At 41.7% G+C, this 16607-nt stretch carries 16 protein-coding genes; 10 read left to right on the top strand and 6 right to left on the bottom strand.

What is annotated here, in order from left to right:
* The first annotated feature begins 840 nt into the window (after positions 1-840).
* Positions 841-1551: a hypothetical protein gene (locus QZW47_RS24350; protein WP_293132824.1), complete on the top strand. Its 711-nt coding sequence runs from the start codon at positions 841-843 to the stop codon at positions 1549-1551.
* Here the strand turns inward: QZW47_RS24350 and QZW47_RS24345 are convergent.
* Together QZW47_RS24345 and QZW47_RS24340 are read right to left on the bottom strand one after the other, a co-directional pair.
* Positions 1513-3252 (bottom strand): hypothetical protein, encoded by a 1740-nt coding sequence (locus QZW47_RS24345; RefSeq protein WP_293132821.1) that lies wholly within the window; start codon positions 3250-3252, stop codon positions 1513-1515. The two genes, QZW47_RS24350 and QZW47_RS24345, sit on opposite strands and share 39 nt — an antisense overlap.
* Positions 3253-3728: 476 nt before the next feature.
* The gene (locus QZW47_RS24340; RefSeq protein WP_293132818.1) at positions 3729-5078 is read right to left on the bottom strand and encodes an NB-ARC domain-containing protein; all 1350 of its coding nucleotides are present in this window, start codon (positions 5076-5078) and stop codon (positions 3729-3731) included.
* 262 nt (positions 5079-5340) lie between these two features.
* On the opposite strand from QZW47_RS24340, the gene QZW47_RS24335 reads away from it, so the two are divergent.
* The 3 genes from QZW47_RS24335 to QZW47_RS24325 all read left to right on the top strand — a co-directional run bounded on the left by QZW47_RS24335 (position 5341) and on the right by QZW47_RS24325 (position 7873).
* The gene (locus tag QZW47_RS24335; RefSeq protein ID WP_293132815.1) at positions 5341-5793 is read left to right on the top strand and encodes a cysteine dioxygenase family protein; all 453 of its coding nucleotides are present in this window, start codon (positions 5341-5343) and stop codon (positions 5791-5793) included.
* Positions 5794-5856: 63 nt separating this feature from the next.
* Positions 5857-7131 carry a hypothetical protein gene (locus tag QZW47_RS24330; protein ID WP_293132812.1) on the top strand — a complete coding sequence of 425 codons (1275 nt, stop codon included), beginning with the start codon at positions 5857-5859 and terminating at the stop codon, positions 7129-7131.
* Positions 7121-7873 carry a TSUP family transporter gene (locus QZW47_RS24325; RefSeq protein WP_293132810.1) on the top strand — a complete coding sequence of 251 codons (753 nt, stop codon included), beginning with the start codon at positions 7121-7123 and terminating at the stop codon, positions 7871-7873. Before QZW47_RS24330 ends, QZW47_RS24325 begins: the two co-directional genes overlap by 11 nt.
* A gap of 138 nt (positions 7874-8011) precedes the next feature.
* On the opposite strand, the gene QZW47_RS24320 is transcribed toward QZW47_RS24325, so the two are convergent.
* The 3 genes from QZW47_RS24320 to QZW47_RS24310 are packed head-to-tail and all read right to left on the bottom strand — an operon-like array spanning position 8012 to position 9195.
* Positions 8012-8200 carry a hypothetical protein gene (locus QZW47_RS24320; RefSeq protein WP_293132808.1) on the bottom strand — a complete coding sequence of 63 codons (189 nt, stop codon included), beginning with the start codon at positions 8198-8200 and terminating at the stop codon, positions 8012-8014.
* A 33-nt stretch (positions 8201-8233) separates the two neighbouring features.
* Positions 8234-8752 carry a helix-turn-helix transcriptional regulator gene (locus QZW47_RS24315; RefSeq protein WP_293132806.1) on the bottom strand — a complete coding sequence of 173 codons (519 nt, stop codon included), beginning with the start codon at positions 8750-8752 and terminating at the stop codon, positions 8234-8236.
* A complete protein-coding gene (locus tag QZW47_RS24310; protein WP_293132803.1) occupies positions 8749-9195 on the bottom strand; it encodes a hypothetical protein in 447 nt (148 codons plus the stop codon). The genes QZW47_RS24315 and QZW47_RS24310 overlap by 4 nt, the downstream gene beginning before the upstream one ends.
* Positions 9196-9532: 337 nt before the next feature.
* On the opposite strand from QZW47_RS24310, the gene QZW47_RS24305 reads away from it, so the two are divergent.
* Both QZW47_RS24305 and QZW47_RS24300 read left to right on the top strand, forming a co-directional pair.
* A complete protein-coding gene (locus QZW47_RS24305) occupies positions 9533-9793 on the top strand; it encodes a hypothetical protein (protein WP_293132800.1) in 261 nt (86 codons plus the stop codon).
* Entirely contained in the window at positions 9786-10205 is a 420-nt protein-coding gene (locus tag QZW47_RS24300; RefSeq protein WP_293132797.1) for a hypothetical protein, read from the top strand. Before QZW47_RS24305 ends, QZW47_RS24300 begins: the two co-directional genes overlap by 8 nt.
* Positions 10206-10546: 341 nt before the next feature.
* Here the strand turns inward: QZW47_RS24300 and QZW47_RS24295 are convergent, their stop codons facing one another.
* A complete protein-coding gene (locus QZW47_RS24295; RefSeq protein ID WP_293132794.1) occupies positions 10547-12271 on the bottom strand; it encodes a zinc metalloprotease HtpX in 1725 nt (574 codons plus the stop codon).
* Between the two features lie 444 nt (positions 12272-12715).
* Between QZW47_RS24295 and QZW47_RS24290 the strand changes: the two genes are divergently transcribed.
* From QZW47_RS24290 to QZW47_RS24275, 4 genes are all read left to right on the top strand, one after another.
* Complete coding sequence (locus QZW47_RS24290; RefSeq protein WP_293132791.1) at positions 12716-13996, top strand: glutamate-5-semialdehyde dehydrogenase; 1281 nt, start codon at positions 12716-12718, stop codon at positions 13994-13996.
* 236 nt (positions 13997-14232) lie between these two features.
* Positions 14233-14625 (top strand): peptidase, encoded by a 393-nt coding sequence (locus QZW47_RS24285; protein ID WP_293132788.1) that lies wholly within the window; start codon positions 14233-14235, stop codon positions 14623-14625.
* A complete protein-coding gene (locus QZW47_RS24280; protein ID WP_293132785.1) occupies positions 14615-15031 on the top strand; it encodes a HEPN domain-containing protein in 417 nt (138 codons plus the stop codon). Before QZW47_RS24285 ends, QZW47_RS24280 begins: the two co-directional genes overlap by 11 nt.
* A 125-nt stretch (positions 15032-15156) precedes the next feature.
* Complete coding sequence (locus QZW47_RS24275) at positions 15157-16545, top strand: serine/threonine-protein kinase (protein WP_293132782.1); 1389 nt, start codon at positions 15157-15159, stop codon at positions 16543-16545.
* Positions 16546-16607: the final 62 nt, after the last annotated feature.

Here is a 16607-nt window from a genome sequence, read left to right as displayed (position 1 = left end):
GCAAGAATTATCAAAGCACCTTAAACTGTAGGGTGTGTCGCCCTCAAATAGTCTCAAATAGTGCGGACAAATCCCATAGCGACGCACCTTAAACTGTGTGGTGCCTCGCTATCAATATCTTCAAGTAGTGGCAAGAATTATCAAAGCACCTTAAACTGTAGGGTGTGTCGCCCTCAAATAGTCTCAAATAGTGCGGACAAATCCCATAGCGACGCACCTTAAACTGTGTGGTGCCTCGCTATCAATATCTTCAAGTAGTAGCAAATTCTCAAAGCACCTTAAACTGTAGGGTGTGTCGCCCTCAAATAGTCTCAAATAGTGCCGACAAATCCCATAGCGACGCACCTTAAACTGTGTGGTGCGTCGCTATCAATATCTTCAAGTAGTGGCAAAACTTCTCACAGCGACACACCCTACAATCCTTGGTGCGTCGCCATCAATATCTTCAAGTAGTGGCAAGAATTATCACAGCGACACACCCTACAATCAGTGGTGCATCGCCATCAATATCTTCAAGTAGTGGCCAATTATCAAAGCACCTTAAACTGTAGGGTGTGTCGCCCTCAAATAGTCTCAAATAGTGCCGACAAATCCCATAGCGACGCACCTTAAACTGTGTGGTGCGTCGCTATCAATATCTTCAAGTAGTGGCAAAACTTCTCAAAGCACCTTAAACTGTAGGGTGTGTCGCCCTCAAATAGTCTCAAATAGTGCCGATAAATCCCATAGCGACGCACCTTAAACTGTGTGGTGCGTCGCTATCAATATCTTCAATTAGTGGCAAAACTTTTCACAGCACCTTAAACTGTAGGGTGTGTCGCCCTCAAATAGTCTCAAATAGTGCCGACAAATCCCATAGCGACGCACCTTAAGCTGTGTGGTGCGTCGCCATCAATATCTTCAAGTAGTGGCAAAACTTTTCAAGGCGACACACCCTACAATCTGTATTCAGATCGCATTAAACTGTGTGGTGCGTCGCCATCAATATCTTCAATTAGTGGCAACAATTATCACAGCGACACACCCTACAATCAGTATTTGTACCGCATTAAACTGTGTGGTGCGTCGCTATCAATATCTTCAATTAGTGGCAAATCTTCTCACAGCGACACACCCTACAATCTGTATTCAGATCGCATTAAACTGTGTGGTGCGTCGCCATCAATATCTTCAATTAGTGGCAACAATTATCACAGCGACACACCCTACAATCAGTATTTGTACCGCATTAAACTGTGTGGTGCGTCGCTATCAATATCTTCAATTAGTGGCAAATCTTCTCACAGCGACACACCCTACAATCAGTATTTGTACCGCATTAAACTGTGTGGTGCGTCGCCATCAATCTCTTCAATTAGTGGCAATTCTTCTCACAGCGACACACCCTACAATCTGTATTTGTACCGCATTAAGCTGTGTGGTGCGTCGCTATCAATATCTTCAAGTAGTGGCAAAACTTTTCAAGGCGACACATCCTACGATTTAATTGCTGAATATTTCGCACTCAACAACTTAATTTCTGGTCACTTTCACAATACAAGAGGCATTTAAAACTACTACAAGTTCATTCTGAAAAACAGCACAACTTGTCATTGCCGAAGCTAGCGCGGGAATTTTCCCTTGTTTGAGAGCGAGCATCGTCTCCGGTGTGGCATCAAAGTCATCGATCCAGCCGTAATCCTCGACGTACTGAAGAGTCAAGGCATTGAGATTGAGCATAAAAAAATCAATTTTATACTTGTTAATAAAGTTTTGCAATACAGCGCGATCGGGCGTATATTGAGCGCGAATTAAATCATTGATTCGTCGTAAAAATTCGCTGTAGTAGCCTTTCTGATAAGGCACTGCATATTCCTTTGCTACCAAAACCGAACGCTGACTAAAAGTTGGCAAATTGTCCGCCTCGGGCGCAATGGAAGCAATCATGATATCTTTTGGTTGTTGCTGAAAAAACTTGTATAAAGCGGGCATTTCACCTGCTACATACCCGACATCGGGAAAGTCTTCTACCAAGCAGGGATAAAGCACAACTACGATCGCAATTATGGCTGTGGTAATTAGTGCGACTAGCTTTTTTAAATTAAATTTTGTTTCGGTTGTTGATGCCCAGTTACCGACGCCATCGATAATTAACGTCAGGGCGATCGCGCTCACGAACACAACAATAAACCGCAAGCTATACGCAGTATACCTTCCAGGCTGATACAGCTTAAAAATGGTGGCGTGAGCAGCCAAAAACATCGTCAAGGATGCTAAAAATAGCTGAAGCAACAGCCAGATTTTGCTATTAATTCGACTGGCTAACGGAAAAGCCGATCGCCTCCACAGCAAAATCAGCGGCAAAAACAGCCCGACACAGTGAGTTACAGGCGTAAACAGCGACTTGGGAAACATCCCACTTCCCCTACCAGTCAGCCAATAATCCTTGGGATTTGGACGAAAAAAAGCATTTCTGCCGTTTGGCGCAAATACCGGCATTTGCTTGGCTTCGGCTGCGGTATAAGTCGGGCCAAATTCCGATTTATCTAAGGCATAGGGGAGCATTACTAAAAAGATTAGTCCCAAACCTGTACTGCAAAATAGGTAATTTGTGCGATCGCCCGACAAGCGCAAACAGCCGTTTTCCCAGCTTAGCAGGCGCAAAACTAAAATTCCGGCAGCAACTAAGGCGTAGGGAGGGTAGAATAATCCAATTAGGGCGATCGCTCCCAAACAGGGCAGCAACGAACTCCGCGATAAATAATATAAAAAACCGAGAAATATCGGATAGATAAAAGCTCTGGGCGTTGTGGAAGCCAAATCATCAGTCATCCACATATGCTGATTTAACAGCAAAGATGCGATAAATCCAGTCATCGGTACTGGCAGCATTTCTAGGCAAAGCCCAAAACAGTAATAGGTGGAAATTAAGCCGAGAAATAGCGGTAATATTTTGTGAAGAAATAGCGGGTGAATTCCGATTGTTGCTGCTATTTTGTAGAGCGTGCTGTATCCTGTGGGGGCGACTGATTGAAAGTAGTTAGCAATGAAATCATTGGGGAATAATTGCCGATCGACAAACCGCATCATCCAGAAAACGTGCTGTCTCGCATCGTCTTGCACCACATACTCGGCGCTGAAAGCTTGCTTGATTGCTAACAACCCATAAACTGCGGCAAATGTCAAGCTCAGCATCAACCAGAATATTGTGTGCGATCGGGATTTTTCATCCACAGTCGCAGTTAGAAATTTGTGTAAGCGGGCTATGAACATCAGTCGATTTTATATTTTAGATTTTATCTCGTGTCCGATCGATTACCCTGAATATGGTAGGGGCGGGTTCACCAACCATCGATGAAACCCACAAACAATCTCATAAACCCGCCCTCTGTCTCCGCCATTGTTTACATCAACATTTTACAATAAATTAATAGTACATTTTTATTGTTGGTGGGCGGGGGCGGGTTTATAATATTGTTCATTCTTACCATGAATGGTTGGCGAACCCGCCCCTACAGGATTTTGGGATTTTTTTTATGAATTAGTAATAGTAAGGTGCGGATCTATGAGATTGTCGATCTTTATTTAGTGATTTTCGATAGTGGCGCACCTACAACTTATACCAAATCAGGGTTTGTAACCCCGTTTATTGTGATTGTTCGCTGTGAGTCGCAATCGCATGGATTCTGAGAATTACGGAGAATTTATATAAAGGGTATGATACCCAGATTTGGTATTATGTACCTAAATTACATTGTTGCGATCGCATATTGCCTCAGTACAGGTGAAATCGTGTAAAAATTTCCTTGTTGTTCTATCAAACAGCGCCGCGATAAAGATTGCAGCGCATTTACCAAATCCGATGCGGGAATTCGGCTATTTTCTAGCAGTTGGGTGAGGTTAATTGAATCGCTTGCCTTCGCTAATAAGGAGAGGACTTGTTTTTCGAGTTCGGACAGGCGATCGCACTGCTGCTGTAAAACATCTTTCAAATCTTCCGGCAACAATATGGTATCATCTGGTAATAACTCTGTCACGCATCCGCCCAACTCTTGCATCAGAGTCGCGACGCTTTTTAACCAGAGGGGATTGCCTTGGTAGCGCTGAATCAGTGCTGAGTAGTTGTCGATGTCTGCTAATCCATAATCTCTGAGTATTTCCCGTGTGGCTGCGATGTCTAAACCTTTGAGTTGTAAGGTGTTAATGTGTGTATTTTGGCTTTTAATTTGAGTAACTTCTCTGGGTTGTTCCCAACCGATGAGCAGGAAGCAACTTTGATGGGATATTTTTTGTATTTGTTTGAATAAAGAGCGATATTCTTCGTATCCCGGTTTATATTTTCCTGCTAATTCGCCGCTGCTGAATAGGTTGTGAATGTCATCTAAGACTACTAAGCAGCGATGTTTTTGTAAATATTTTATTAGGGGTAATGCTTTCTGGTTGGTTGTAGGTGAATCTTGCTTTTCTGACTGGGAGAAAAACTGGATTAGGTTGGCTTCAAATTCCGGGAGGGTGGGGGATGTGTCGAAGTTGCACCAAATGACGTATTCAAACTCGTCTTTGATTTGTTGGACGAGTTGCACTGCGAGTGTGGTTTTGCCGATGCCGAGTCCGCCGGTGAGGGCTATGAGGCTGCTGTTTTGTTGTAGAATCGAGGTTGTGAGGGTTTTGAGTTCGGGAGTGCGATCGAAGAAAGCACCTAATTCTGGCATCTCGCTTAAATCTTGATGGGATGTTTCTTGATTTGGTGGGTGTGAGTTTGATATGTTTGGTGGGTGTCTAGCTTCTCCACAAATGTTGAAACTACTAATTGCTACATTTTCAAAATTAGACACATTTTCAAATATAAACCTTCCCATTGTAGACCGTAAATTGGACTTCCTGACCTCTTCGCCTAATTCCTCTGAAAGTATTTGCCATAATTTTGAGCCAATATCCCTGACATAACTCTCGTTACAGTGAATCTCCTCCGCAATTTTGGTGTATTTCTCACCTTGTATGCTTCCCCGCAAAATCGCCTCTTGTAAGTCATCGAGGTGCTTACCAGTTTTGGCAAACATCAGATCGTCAGCCATTTTTAACACTTCCTCAAGATTCATGCAACATCATAGATATTGTGATTTTTAGTATTATACCTAACTTTTTCCAACATTTTCTGGCATTTACCAACATTTTTACATAAGGCGAGTTGAAGTAGCAGACAAAACTGCCAACAAAATATAACATTTTGGGCTAGACAAACCTTTAATTTACAAGTAAAGTAGGAGCTATTGATTTGATAACAGTAGTGCCTTATATAGTTGACTAATGCACAATCCAGACTTGAATTCATTTTTGATACAACTCAAAAAATGCTGGGTTTTGAATGATTATCTTGATGTGATGAAAAACACTAGCTTTTCTGATATTGACTTTAGTTCATATATACAGTTTCAAAAAAATGGATATACGAGAAACTCAATAATTAGGACTGATGAATTTGAACTAATTTTAATATCTTGGATGAATTGCCAACAATCAGCAATTCACGATCATGGTGATTCAGAATGTATAATGGTTTGCTTAAATGGAAAGCTAAGCGAAAATCGTTACATATTTTCAAATAATCAAAAAACTGAAGCAATAAATATAGATGATTTAGTAAAAGTCTCTTCTAAAACAATAGTACAATTTGACATATCACACATAAACAACAAATTAGGAATTCATGAAATTCTCAATGTAAATTCTGACTACTCTGTTTCTCTTCATTTATATATTCCTTATATGGATACCTCTATCTCTTACAAACCAGCTTTACATTTTTTTGAATAAGGGGTTGAACGATTACATACAAAATATGCTAAACCTATAAAGCTTACTGAAAGGATAGATAATATGTTTGACTTACAACCTATGGAGCTACCAACTCTAGAGAAAGTAATTATTGAAATAAAAATTCCCAATGAAATCAAAGCTAGAATAACTGAGTATATAACGTTAAATCTAGCAAACCAGAACCCGTATTTTTGCAGAGAAAATATTGCTTATGACTTTGCATATAAAGTTCTTGAATTATTAATTAAAAGCTACTATGCAAATAAAGATGTCGAAATATACAAATTATTATATCTCATAAATCTTGCAAATATGGGGAAAAATATACCTGTTTTTTTAATTGACAATACTCCAGAAGAACCGACAAATTCATTACTTTCCACTAATAGTAAGAGAGGTTTTAATTATGGGAGTGACGAGAAGGATAGAATGAAAAAATATTTTTTTACCGAATGGTTTTCTTGGTGTATGATAATATTAATGAATCATGATAGCACTATTCACCCTTCAGAACATGGAGGAGGAAATCGGTTTCATCTAATCTCTCCTGTTCCGAAGGATGATAATTTTTTGAGAAAAGTAGGAGCTAGTACAGGTGGTGGCAAATTCTTTCAGCATAGTGATGCGACTGTTTACAATGATTTCTGTACAAGAAATGATTTAATAAAAAAACTTGATAAGTTTAATACAAATATTCAAACAGTTGCACGGAGATTGCTTAAAACTGAAGATACAATTGTAAGTGAGGTACTTTGTAGAAAATATTTACGAGTAGATGCAACTATTTTGAGTGGAATTGTAAATTTAAATACTAAAACACATATCGGGATGCCTAGCCAGTTACAAGAGCATATGCAAAATATAGGTTTTACAAAAGAGCAATTACTATGCTTATCTAAAATGCCTATTGCACATATAGCAGGGCCGGCTGACGGTGAAATTTCTGGTTATGTGGGCAACATAACAAACCCCATAAATATGGATTCATCTGGAAATATTTTGGGAACTTGTATTAATGCTGCGGAAGGTAGGATGATTTATGTAGGACACAATAATAAAGAGGAAAATCTATTCAATAATTTTTTATTGGCTGTTAAATCAATGCCTGTACATGAAGTTCTTCTGACTTCCTCAAAAGTGTTATTTATCCCCAATTCTTGCTATTCACAGCAAACGAATGTTACACATGGAAGAGGGGAGCTAGATGAATCTGAATATCATATACAAATTGGTAATTATTCTCATACTAGAAGAATGCTTTGTAGACAATATGTTGTAAGCAGATATAGAGATAGTAAAAAAAACTTCTTGGAGAGTTATCTAAATGGAACTTAGTATTGAAATTGCATTGAAATTATTTGTAGCGGCAATAATTGCTGGTTGGGTAGATACGATCGCCGGTGGTGGCGGACTAATAACCATACCTGCAATGTTAACAGTTGGTATACCGCCAGCAGTAACGTTAGCAACCAACAAAGTTCAAGGAAGCAGCGGAACTTTAGTTGCATCCATATATTTTCTAAGGAAAGGATCATTTGATTTGAATAAAATTAAATTATCAATTTTTATGACATTCATTGGATCGGCTGTTGGTGGATGGCTGGTATTACAGATTAATTCTGAGGTTTTAAAAACAATTCTACCAATTTTGTTGATCCTAATGGGTTTATACTTTCTTTTGTCTCCCACGGTTGAGAATGTCGATCGAGAGCCACGAATTTCATATATAATATTTTCTGCTTTTATCGCCCCTGTTTTAGGATTCTATGACGGTTTTTTCGGTCCCGGAACTGGAACATTTATGGCTCTAGCATTTGTTGTTTTATGTGGTTATAGTTTATCTAAAGCAACAGCCAATGCTAAAATACACAATTTTACCAGTAATTTTTCAGCGTTAGTTTATTTTGTGCTATTTGGGAAGATTTATTGGGGGGTTGCTATGGTAATGATTGTTGGTCAAATCATCGGATCATACATAGGTGCAAAAATGGTCACGGAGAAAGGAGTTGCTTTGATTCGACCAGTTGTAGTTACTGTTTGCTTCTTGATGTCTGTTAGATTATTACTAAAGTTTTAAGGGCAATACTTCGGACATTTTTTAAATAGGAATCCGAATTATATAGGTTAGCTAGTTTTTCAATACTTTATCCCATAGTTCACTCTGACGGGCACAAGCGAAGCAGGCCGAAGGCATCGCCCTTTCCTACATATTCCATTAACCCTCATGTCGCCCAACCTCTCTTTCCACTGACAATCCGAGCCATTTCCACCATTTCAAAGGGTGATGATCGCACAGAGGGCGTGAAGCGTAGCCATTCCGTAGGGCGATCGCCCTTTGTTTGTTCTCATGAGCGATCGCCCCAGCAAAAAAAGGGCGATCGCCCCTCTTCTTCTTTTCAAACAACAGCGATCGCCCTCCACAATCAAGAGCGTTTGTTTAAGATACTTTACTTGCCATCTTCATTCTTTTTTTGAGTCGTTTTTCCGCAATTTTTTTGCCAATTTCTATTTCCCCAAAATCCACCTCCATCACAGCAGTTTTAAACTCCACACCCAAAGCCGCGCTAACTTCAAGAATTTCCACAAAACTAGCACATTGATAATTCTTATCCTCACACTGCGTAATTCGCTCCTGGTCAATTCCTATAATTTCGGCTAGTTCTTGCTGCGTGATTTTGGCTGCCATCCGAGCTTTTATCAAAGCAAATGGCAACTCTGTTAAATTTTCAACGGTAATTTTAATTGACTGACTTTTGTCACAATTCATCAATCTTTCATATTCCGCTATTTCTGCTTCTAACTTATCTACGTGACACTGCACAGCACCTCGCCCTGCATCCCATTTCAGAAAATCTTTTCTTTTTGCTTCTTCATCCCGCTCCATCGCTGCTAGAGTTTTTGTGAACTTTGCTACCCATTCCTTACTGACTTCATACTGAAATTCATCTTTAATCATGGTTCCCACCTCATTATATCTATAGCTATGATTCCTTTCTTGTTTTTATTTCTATCCTTTTGAAAAAACTCAAAAGAATTATCGCCGTAATTACCTACAGGTTGGTCGGAGGGAAAAATCTCCCCTCTATACTTGGCTTTTTGGGCATTCCGATCGGCATAATTGAACAATCTAGGAGCATTAACTCTCAGATGATTCATGTCTACAGTTTCGCGATCGTAACAAGCATCAAAATCGTTAGGTTCTGGTTCGCTGGTCACAAAACTACCATTAATATAAATAGTCCTACAGCCTGATTCTTTTAATTGAGTCATTGCCAGTAGCAATCCTTCTATCATCCGTTCTCTTTTATAATTTGTACCAAATTTTTCATTAAACTCCTCCCATTCACAAACATGAACTCCTGGTGGTAGATTGCCGTTTTCATCGAATTCTGGAATCACTCTTTCACACTCTTGTCACAAATTTATTGTTCGTTTCTTAATATTATCATATTTATCTCGATCGCTCACAAGTATCCTCACAGCAGACTCGTCTCAATGCAATGGAAGAGTTGCGCGATCGCCCTTTCCTACATATTCAGTTAACACTCGTGTCACCCCAACCTCTTTTCCCACTTACAATTTTATCCATTTCCACCATTTCAAAGTGCCATGATTGCGCGGAGGGCGTGAAGCGTAGCTATCCCGTAGGGCGATCGCCCTAGCAGACAAAAGGGCGATTATCCTTAGAACGTAAGGAAAGGAGACTAAACTAGACGTATCATCTTAAACAAACGATATGCCTCTCAGCGAACTTTTACCCACAGTTAGCCAACTCTCTCATCTTGATAAACTGCGACTCATTCACTTTCTTCTACTTGCAGTTGCCAAGGAAGAAGGGTGTAGCCTAGAGTCTGCTGAAGATAGTGATTCAAAAAATTTACTCCTGAATCAACTAGCATCAACCCCTGCCACTATCTGGTCTCCACAGGCGGATAGTGAAGGACTGAAAGCATTATCAGGACTTCTAGTTGCCGCCCAGGAATCAGCCAATGCTTAATGGTCAAAGATTTGCATTTACAGAACGAATTGATACCCTCGGTCGATCGAGCATTCTCCCATATTTGCCCATCACACTCTCTAACGGCAGCAACTCTGTAGAAGTAATGGCATTGTTGGATACAGGCGCGAGTGTCAATGTCCTACCCTATGAGATTGGTATACAACTAGGGGCAATATGGGAAGAACAAACAGTTCCTATTCAGTTGAGCGGGAATTTGGCTAGCAGCGAGGCACGAGGATTGGTGATTTCGGGTACAGTTGCTCAATTTTCGCCGATTTTACTTGCATTTGCTTGGAGTCTATCGACAGACGCGCCTGTAATCCTCGGACACCTCAACTTTTTTGCGGAGTTTAATGTCTGTTTTTTTCGTCATGAGTTAGCTTTTGAGGTTTACCCAATACAGAAATGAAGAGAGACTGCACAGTCTTTTCAATGCGATCGCCCCACCAACAGAAAGCGCGATCGCCCTTTCCTACATATTCAGTTAACACTCGTGTCACCCCAACCTCTTTTCCCACTTACAATTTTATCCATTTCCACCATTTCAAAAGGCGATGATTGCACACAGGGGCGTGAAGCTTAGCTATCCCTCTTCATGAATCGCCCCAGCGAAAGAAAGGGATCTCGCCCTTTCTTACATATATTGCTTAAGTTGACACTAATGCTGTAGTCCTTAACCCTGACTTAAGATGACTGAAGTCCGAACGATCGAACCTGGTTTGATCGTTCGGACTTCAGTCCTTTCAAATCTTAAGCTGGAAATGACACGAATAGAGATGCAATACCGATCGCGATCGCGCCGAGTCCCATCACAAAAGACCAAAAGCGGTGATAGCTGCTAACAGTCGTACCGCTATCGCTTTCAAGCTTAATCAAATCCATCCAAGGTGCAACACCTCGGCGGAACCAACCCAAAGCGCTAACATCCATACCAATCAAACTTTTAACCCGTTTCATCCCAAACAAGAAATTACCAATCGGCCCAAAACGAGAAGCATAGCGCAGATAAATCATTCCCGATCGATCTTGCAATTTCAAATCGGAACCAAACGCATAACCCGCATCACCGCGACCAATTAATTCGCCTTGGAGTTTCGCCGGTTGACCGCGCAAAGGACTAGCATAGGGGTCAGACATTAAGGTTAAAACATCCAACTCTTCTGCTTGTGCGTAATTCGGGAACATCACCAAAGCTTTGAGCAAAATTCCCACGCCCAAACCGATTAAAGGACAAGCCAGCATCATCATCGGATTTGCAACATACAGCGAAATGCCGATCGCAAAACCGACAGCTAAGCCCAAAGTTTCCGCACTGTAAAGCAGCAAATCGACAAAGAAATTTCCGTACAATTTGCGCTTGCTCAAATTGTGACCTTCGCCGACAATCCGCCCCATGTCAAACTCAATATCCAAGCCTAATTGTTCGGCGTAGGTGCTCAAAGCGCGAACTCGCTTACCAGTCAGCGGGTGAGTCGAATTCAACTCCATCCACCAACCCCAAGGATTAAAGATATCCCACAGAAACACTCGCCCAATTTTTTCCGGTTCCGACGAAATCCGGTAAGCAGTACCGCTAGATGCCGCAGCTTTCGCATCATAAATGCCTAAAGCGCGAGTTCCTTCTAACAAGTGGCTGGGTTCCGTTGCTCTTTGTCCTTCTTCCAAAATACCGTAAGCAATCTTTACCAAAGCACGGGATAAAGCGTTGGGGTTCCCGGTAGTTTCAGCGGCAAAATGGTCAGCAAAATATTCTCGCGTCCGTGACAGATATAGCAACAAATAAGTACCAGCGATGTAAAATACATAAGCAACAGCAGCTACAGTACCGGCAGCATCTTTAGCTTTTTCGCCTCCGCTGCGACCCATGCGCCTAGCAAAGGTATAAATTAGATAAGTAATTTGTACCAAAGTAGAAGCTAAAGTCATTACGGCAAAGTCCCAGTGGACGATGTGACCGAGTTCGTGGGCGTAAACAGTGGCAATTTCATCATCGTCTAAATAGGTGAAAATACCTTGACTGACGACTAAGCGAGCGCTGTTAGGAAAGGAACCGTAGGTAAAAGCAGTGGGGTTTTGATCGTCGATAATTCCTAACCGCGGCTGTTTGAGGTTTTTCTGTTTGCAAACCTTCTGAATAACCTTCGCCGTTTCTGGACTCAGACTGTCAATTTCTGCTAGGGAAACCCAGCGAGTATTGTAGAGCCAATTTTGGGTTAAGTCCATCAAGTAAGGCGATAGGAAAAAAGCGGCAATGTTAAAAATCAGAGTGATCGGAAGTGCGATCGCCAATCCGGTCACTGGATCGGGGCCGCTGAGAATCAAAATTGATGCTAAGGATAGCGCTAACACCATACCACATAGCATGATGATAGTAACACCGGAAGCTAAAACGAGATTTCCGCCAGTCTTCTGTATGAGTTTAATGCCGGCTTTGGGCGATCGCCCTGCCTTGCGTAAAGGCGCTTGAGATGACATAATATTCTCCTAAGGTTATTGACAAAAGGTAATTACCGTGGGAATTTATCTATACTTCACTGTTTTAATCTGTCATTTCGGAGCGCGGTAAGTGGTCTCAACAAAAATATATAATTTCCGTTAAATTGTTAAGATTGAAAACCGCCCGCCCAACTTATTTATTTGCGATAATTCTATTCCCACCTCAAAACTAAACAAATCAAAACTATTTAACAGTTACCATAAAGAATAGGGTTCAAGCCTCCCGCTTGTAAGGAGAAATTAAAATCAGACTGTTGGTCACTTTAATCCTCTTCCTTCCAGATAGAGGCAACTGTCAACTATCAACTGTCATCTGTCAACTATCAACTGAAAATCTGTCAACTGTCAATGAGGGCGGGCACGGGGGCACCGCCCCTACCAACTGTCAACTGTCAACTGTCAACTTTCAACTGAATAAAAGCCATGTCGATTATTGAAATTGCCCAAAAAACGCGCGCCTCTGCTAGGAAATTGGCAGTTTTGTCCGCCGATGCCAAAAATCAAGCCATTGAAGCGATTGCTAAAGCTTTAAAAGCTGCTGCGCCGGAGATTTTGGCAGCGAATGCTGCTGATTGTAAGGCGGCGGAGGCGGATGGGATTGCGAAACCGTTGTACGATCGCCTAAAGTTAGACGAGAGTAAGTTGCAAAGTGCGATCGCCGGCGTGCGAGATGTCGCCAAACTCCCAGACCCGATCGGTGCCGTGCAAATCCACCGCGAATTAGACACAGGATTAACTCTGAAGCGCGTTACCTGTCCTTTAGGCGTTTTAGGGATTATTTTTGAAGCGCGCCCAGAAGCCTTAATTCAGATAGTATCCTTAGCAATCAAATCGGGAAACGGCGTAATTCTCAAAGGCGGAAAAGAAGCAGTCCGTTCCTGCGAAATCTTGACAAAAGTCATCCATCAAGCATTAGCAGAAACAGCGGTAAATCCCGCAGCAGTGCAGTTGCTCACCACGCGGGAAGAAACAATCGAACTGCTGAAAATGGATGAATACGTAGATTTAATTATTCCCAGAGGTTCTAATTCCTTCGTGCGGTTCGTACAGGAAAATACCCGGATTCCTGTATTAGGACACGCCGACGGCATTTGTCATTTATACGCAGACAAAGCAGCGGACATTCAGAAAGCCGTAGAGATTTCCGTCGATGCCAAAACTCAATATCCCGCCGCCTGTAATGCCATTGAAACTTTGTTAGTTCACAGTGATATAGCCCAGGATTTCCTGCCCGCCGTCGCCCAAGCTTTGCAGGATAAAAAAGTCGAATTACGGGGAGACGAAGCAACTCGCGCCATCTTAGATATTGCCGAAGCAAATGAAGCGGATTGGTCTACAGAATACAGCGATTTGATTTTGTCAATCAAAATAGTAGACTCTGTGGAAGAAGCAATTAACCACATCAATACCTACGGTTCCAGACATACAGATGTCATTGTTACCGAAGACAGCGAAGCCGCCGAAACATTTTTAAATCAAGTCGATGCAGCCGGAGTTTATCACAATTGTTCGACGAGATTTGCTGACGGTTTCCGCTACGGTTTCGGCGCAGAAGTGGGGATTAGTACGCAGCAAATGCCACCTCGCGGCCCGGTTGGTTTAGAGGGTTTGATTACCTATAAGTATCGAGTTGTTGGAGATGGCCATATTGCCGCGAGTTATGTGGGGAAAGATGCTCGGGAATTTACGCATCGCGAGTTGTAGAATAGAACAGTGGGAGATTCCCGCTTGTAATGAGCCATTCACAAAATATTGATCGCACTCGCGACCTCAGAAACCCGGTTTCTTCGTATATTTCTCGTTACTAAACGCAAAACTCGTAGAAACCGGGTTTCTAGCCCCATGTGGAAACTCTGAAACTGTCCGAAGTGCTGTTTTAACCCATAAAGTCAATATCAGCTATAATTTAAACAGTCAAACTTCTCTCCCCATCTAGTTTTATGACCATCACTCAAGATGCAGGTGTCAAGAGCAAAGCCTTTGATGATTTAATTAATTCATTTAATGAAATCCGAACCCTCTACACCATCGCAGATTCACGCGAAACTTTTAAATTTATCATCGAACAACAAATAATTACCTCCTTAATTATTGAAGCTCACGATAAAATCACTGCCCTATTTCCAGAGGAAAAATTAGGATTAGAAATCAAAACAGACCCAGAAATACCTGGAAGTCGAACTCTCTGGATTAATATCTATACTAAAATCGAAGTCGATGAAGCCTTTGACAAATTAATGATTCTGGATGATACTTGGTGGGTAGAAGCTGTAACTTCTGTTACTAAGAATAAGCTGCATATTAATCTCGAATGGGAATCAAATGAAATTTGATTGGTCTGAGTATTTGAATTTAGCAACCGAGTTAGCTGCTTTGTCAAGCGATTCAGACGATGCTGAAGCCAAATTACGCTCTGCTGTCAGTAGAGCTTACTATGCAGTTTTCTGTTTGTCGCGAAACTACTTGCGCGATATTGAAAAAGATCCCAGACTCTCTCGCAAAAGCAGTTCTGACATCAATGAGCATCAATATGTAGCTGAGGAATTCATTTTTCACAAATCTAAAAACAAAGAAATGATAAAAATAGGTGAAAATTTAAGTAGATTAAGAGAGCTGAGAAATAAAGCTGATTATGCAGATACTATATTTAATTTACAAAAAGATGTCAAATATGCTTTAAAATTAGCTCAAAATATTATGTCAGTATTAAATAATTTAAAACAAGATACTGAATCTTAAGCAAAGTGTCTCTTCTCCTTCATCCATCCCCAAAATGTACGATCGCCCTCGCAGCCAACCAAACTTAGCTACAATAAGCTATAGCGCGCCCGCGACTCCCCAACTCGAACAATCCGCCGTGGTTTATGTCTAACCCTTCCCCCCTCGCCCCAGGTTCCACCCTCGAAAAACGCTACCGGATTATCCGCGAATTGGGCCGCGGCGGCTTCGGGCGGACTTACCTGGCTGAAGATACCAACCGCTACGGCGAACAATGCGTGCTCAAAGAGTTCTCTCCGGTGGTTCAAAGCCCCAAAGCCGCCGAATTGTTCGATCGCGAAGCGAGTATGCTTTACACCCTCCAACACCCGCAAATCCCCCGCTTTCGAGAACTGCTACGCACCGATTTGGGCGGGAATCCATCTTTATTTTTAGTTCAAGATTACGTCCCAGGTCAAACCTACGAAGAAATACTGATATCCCGCCAGCAACAAGGTAAAAATTTTACCGAAGCCGAAGTTACTCAACTGCTATTTCAGCTTTTACCAGTTTTAGAATACATCCATTCCCGCAATTTAATTCACCGCGATGTTTCGCCCGACAATATCATTCAGCACAGTGTTGACAAACTGCCCTTTTTAATTGACTTCGGTTCCGTCAAGCAAATCGCAGCAACGGCCGTATTTCAGTTTAGCGGACAAGCTGCAACCGCGATCGGCAAACAAGGCTATTCGCCCGCCGAACAAATGCGACACGGGAAAGTTTCAGCGGCTAGCGATTTGTACGCTTTAGCCGTCACCGCGTTAGTGCTGCTAACCGGCAAAAAGCCCCAAAAACTGTACGATGTGAGTCAGAAAACTTGGAATTGGCGATCCTCTTCGAGGGCTTCGCTAACGCACGTCAGCGTCAGTCCAAACCTGGGAACCGTGTTAGATAAGATGCTAGCAGACACACCGGGCGATCGCTACCAATCAGCAAAACAAGTCCGCGAAGCCCTCAAAGATCCAAAATTATCCCAAATTGGCAGCATCATCTCCCAAATGGTGACAATGAACTTTGTCGGGCGCCCCTTTAACCAAAGCACTCAAACTGCTACCAATAACAATCCTCCTGTTGTGCAAAACAATCAAGTTGTCAACAGCAACACCAGCAAATTCAAGTTAATTCCTTGGAAAACTCTAATGAGTTTAAGCGTAGTTTTATTGCCGGGAATGCTAGCTTTCAGCGCCGTCAAATCTGGTTTTACCCTACCCAAACTACCCGCTCTACCTAAAATTCCCGAACTTCCGCATTTTCCCGATAAGTCTTTAGATGCAGAAGTAGCTAGGCAGGAAAAGATTGGCAAGCGGCGCAAAAATCTTAATATTGATAAGGAAATATTTTATCAAAAAGTGGATGAATTATTTTACAATAAATATCCAGATTTACAAGGTCGCAGCTTGACAGATCGGCCAGAAGATGCAGGCATTAGACAAAAATGGTGTCAAGTTGCTGAAGATTTTCTGGACAAATTAGAAAAAGGACAGAAGTTTTGATATTTAAGATGATAATCAGATTGATTGAACCGCACAACGCGCCAATAACCCATCATCAAGAG

The organism is Microcoleus sp. bin38.metabat.b11b12b14.051, assembly GCF_013299165.1.
GTDB lineage: Bacteria > Cyanobacteriota > Cyanobacteriia > Cyanobacteriales > Microcoleaceae > Microcoleus.
The sequence above is the reverse complement of the archived record's forward strand: the minus strand, read 5'-3'. Positions and strand labels throughout refer to the sequence as shown.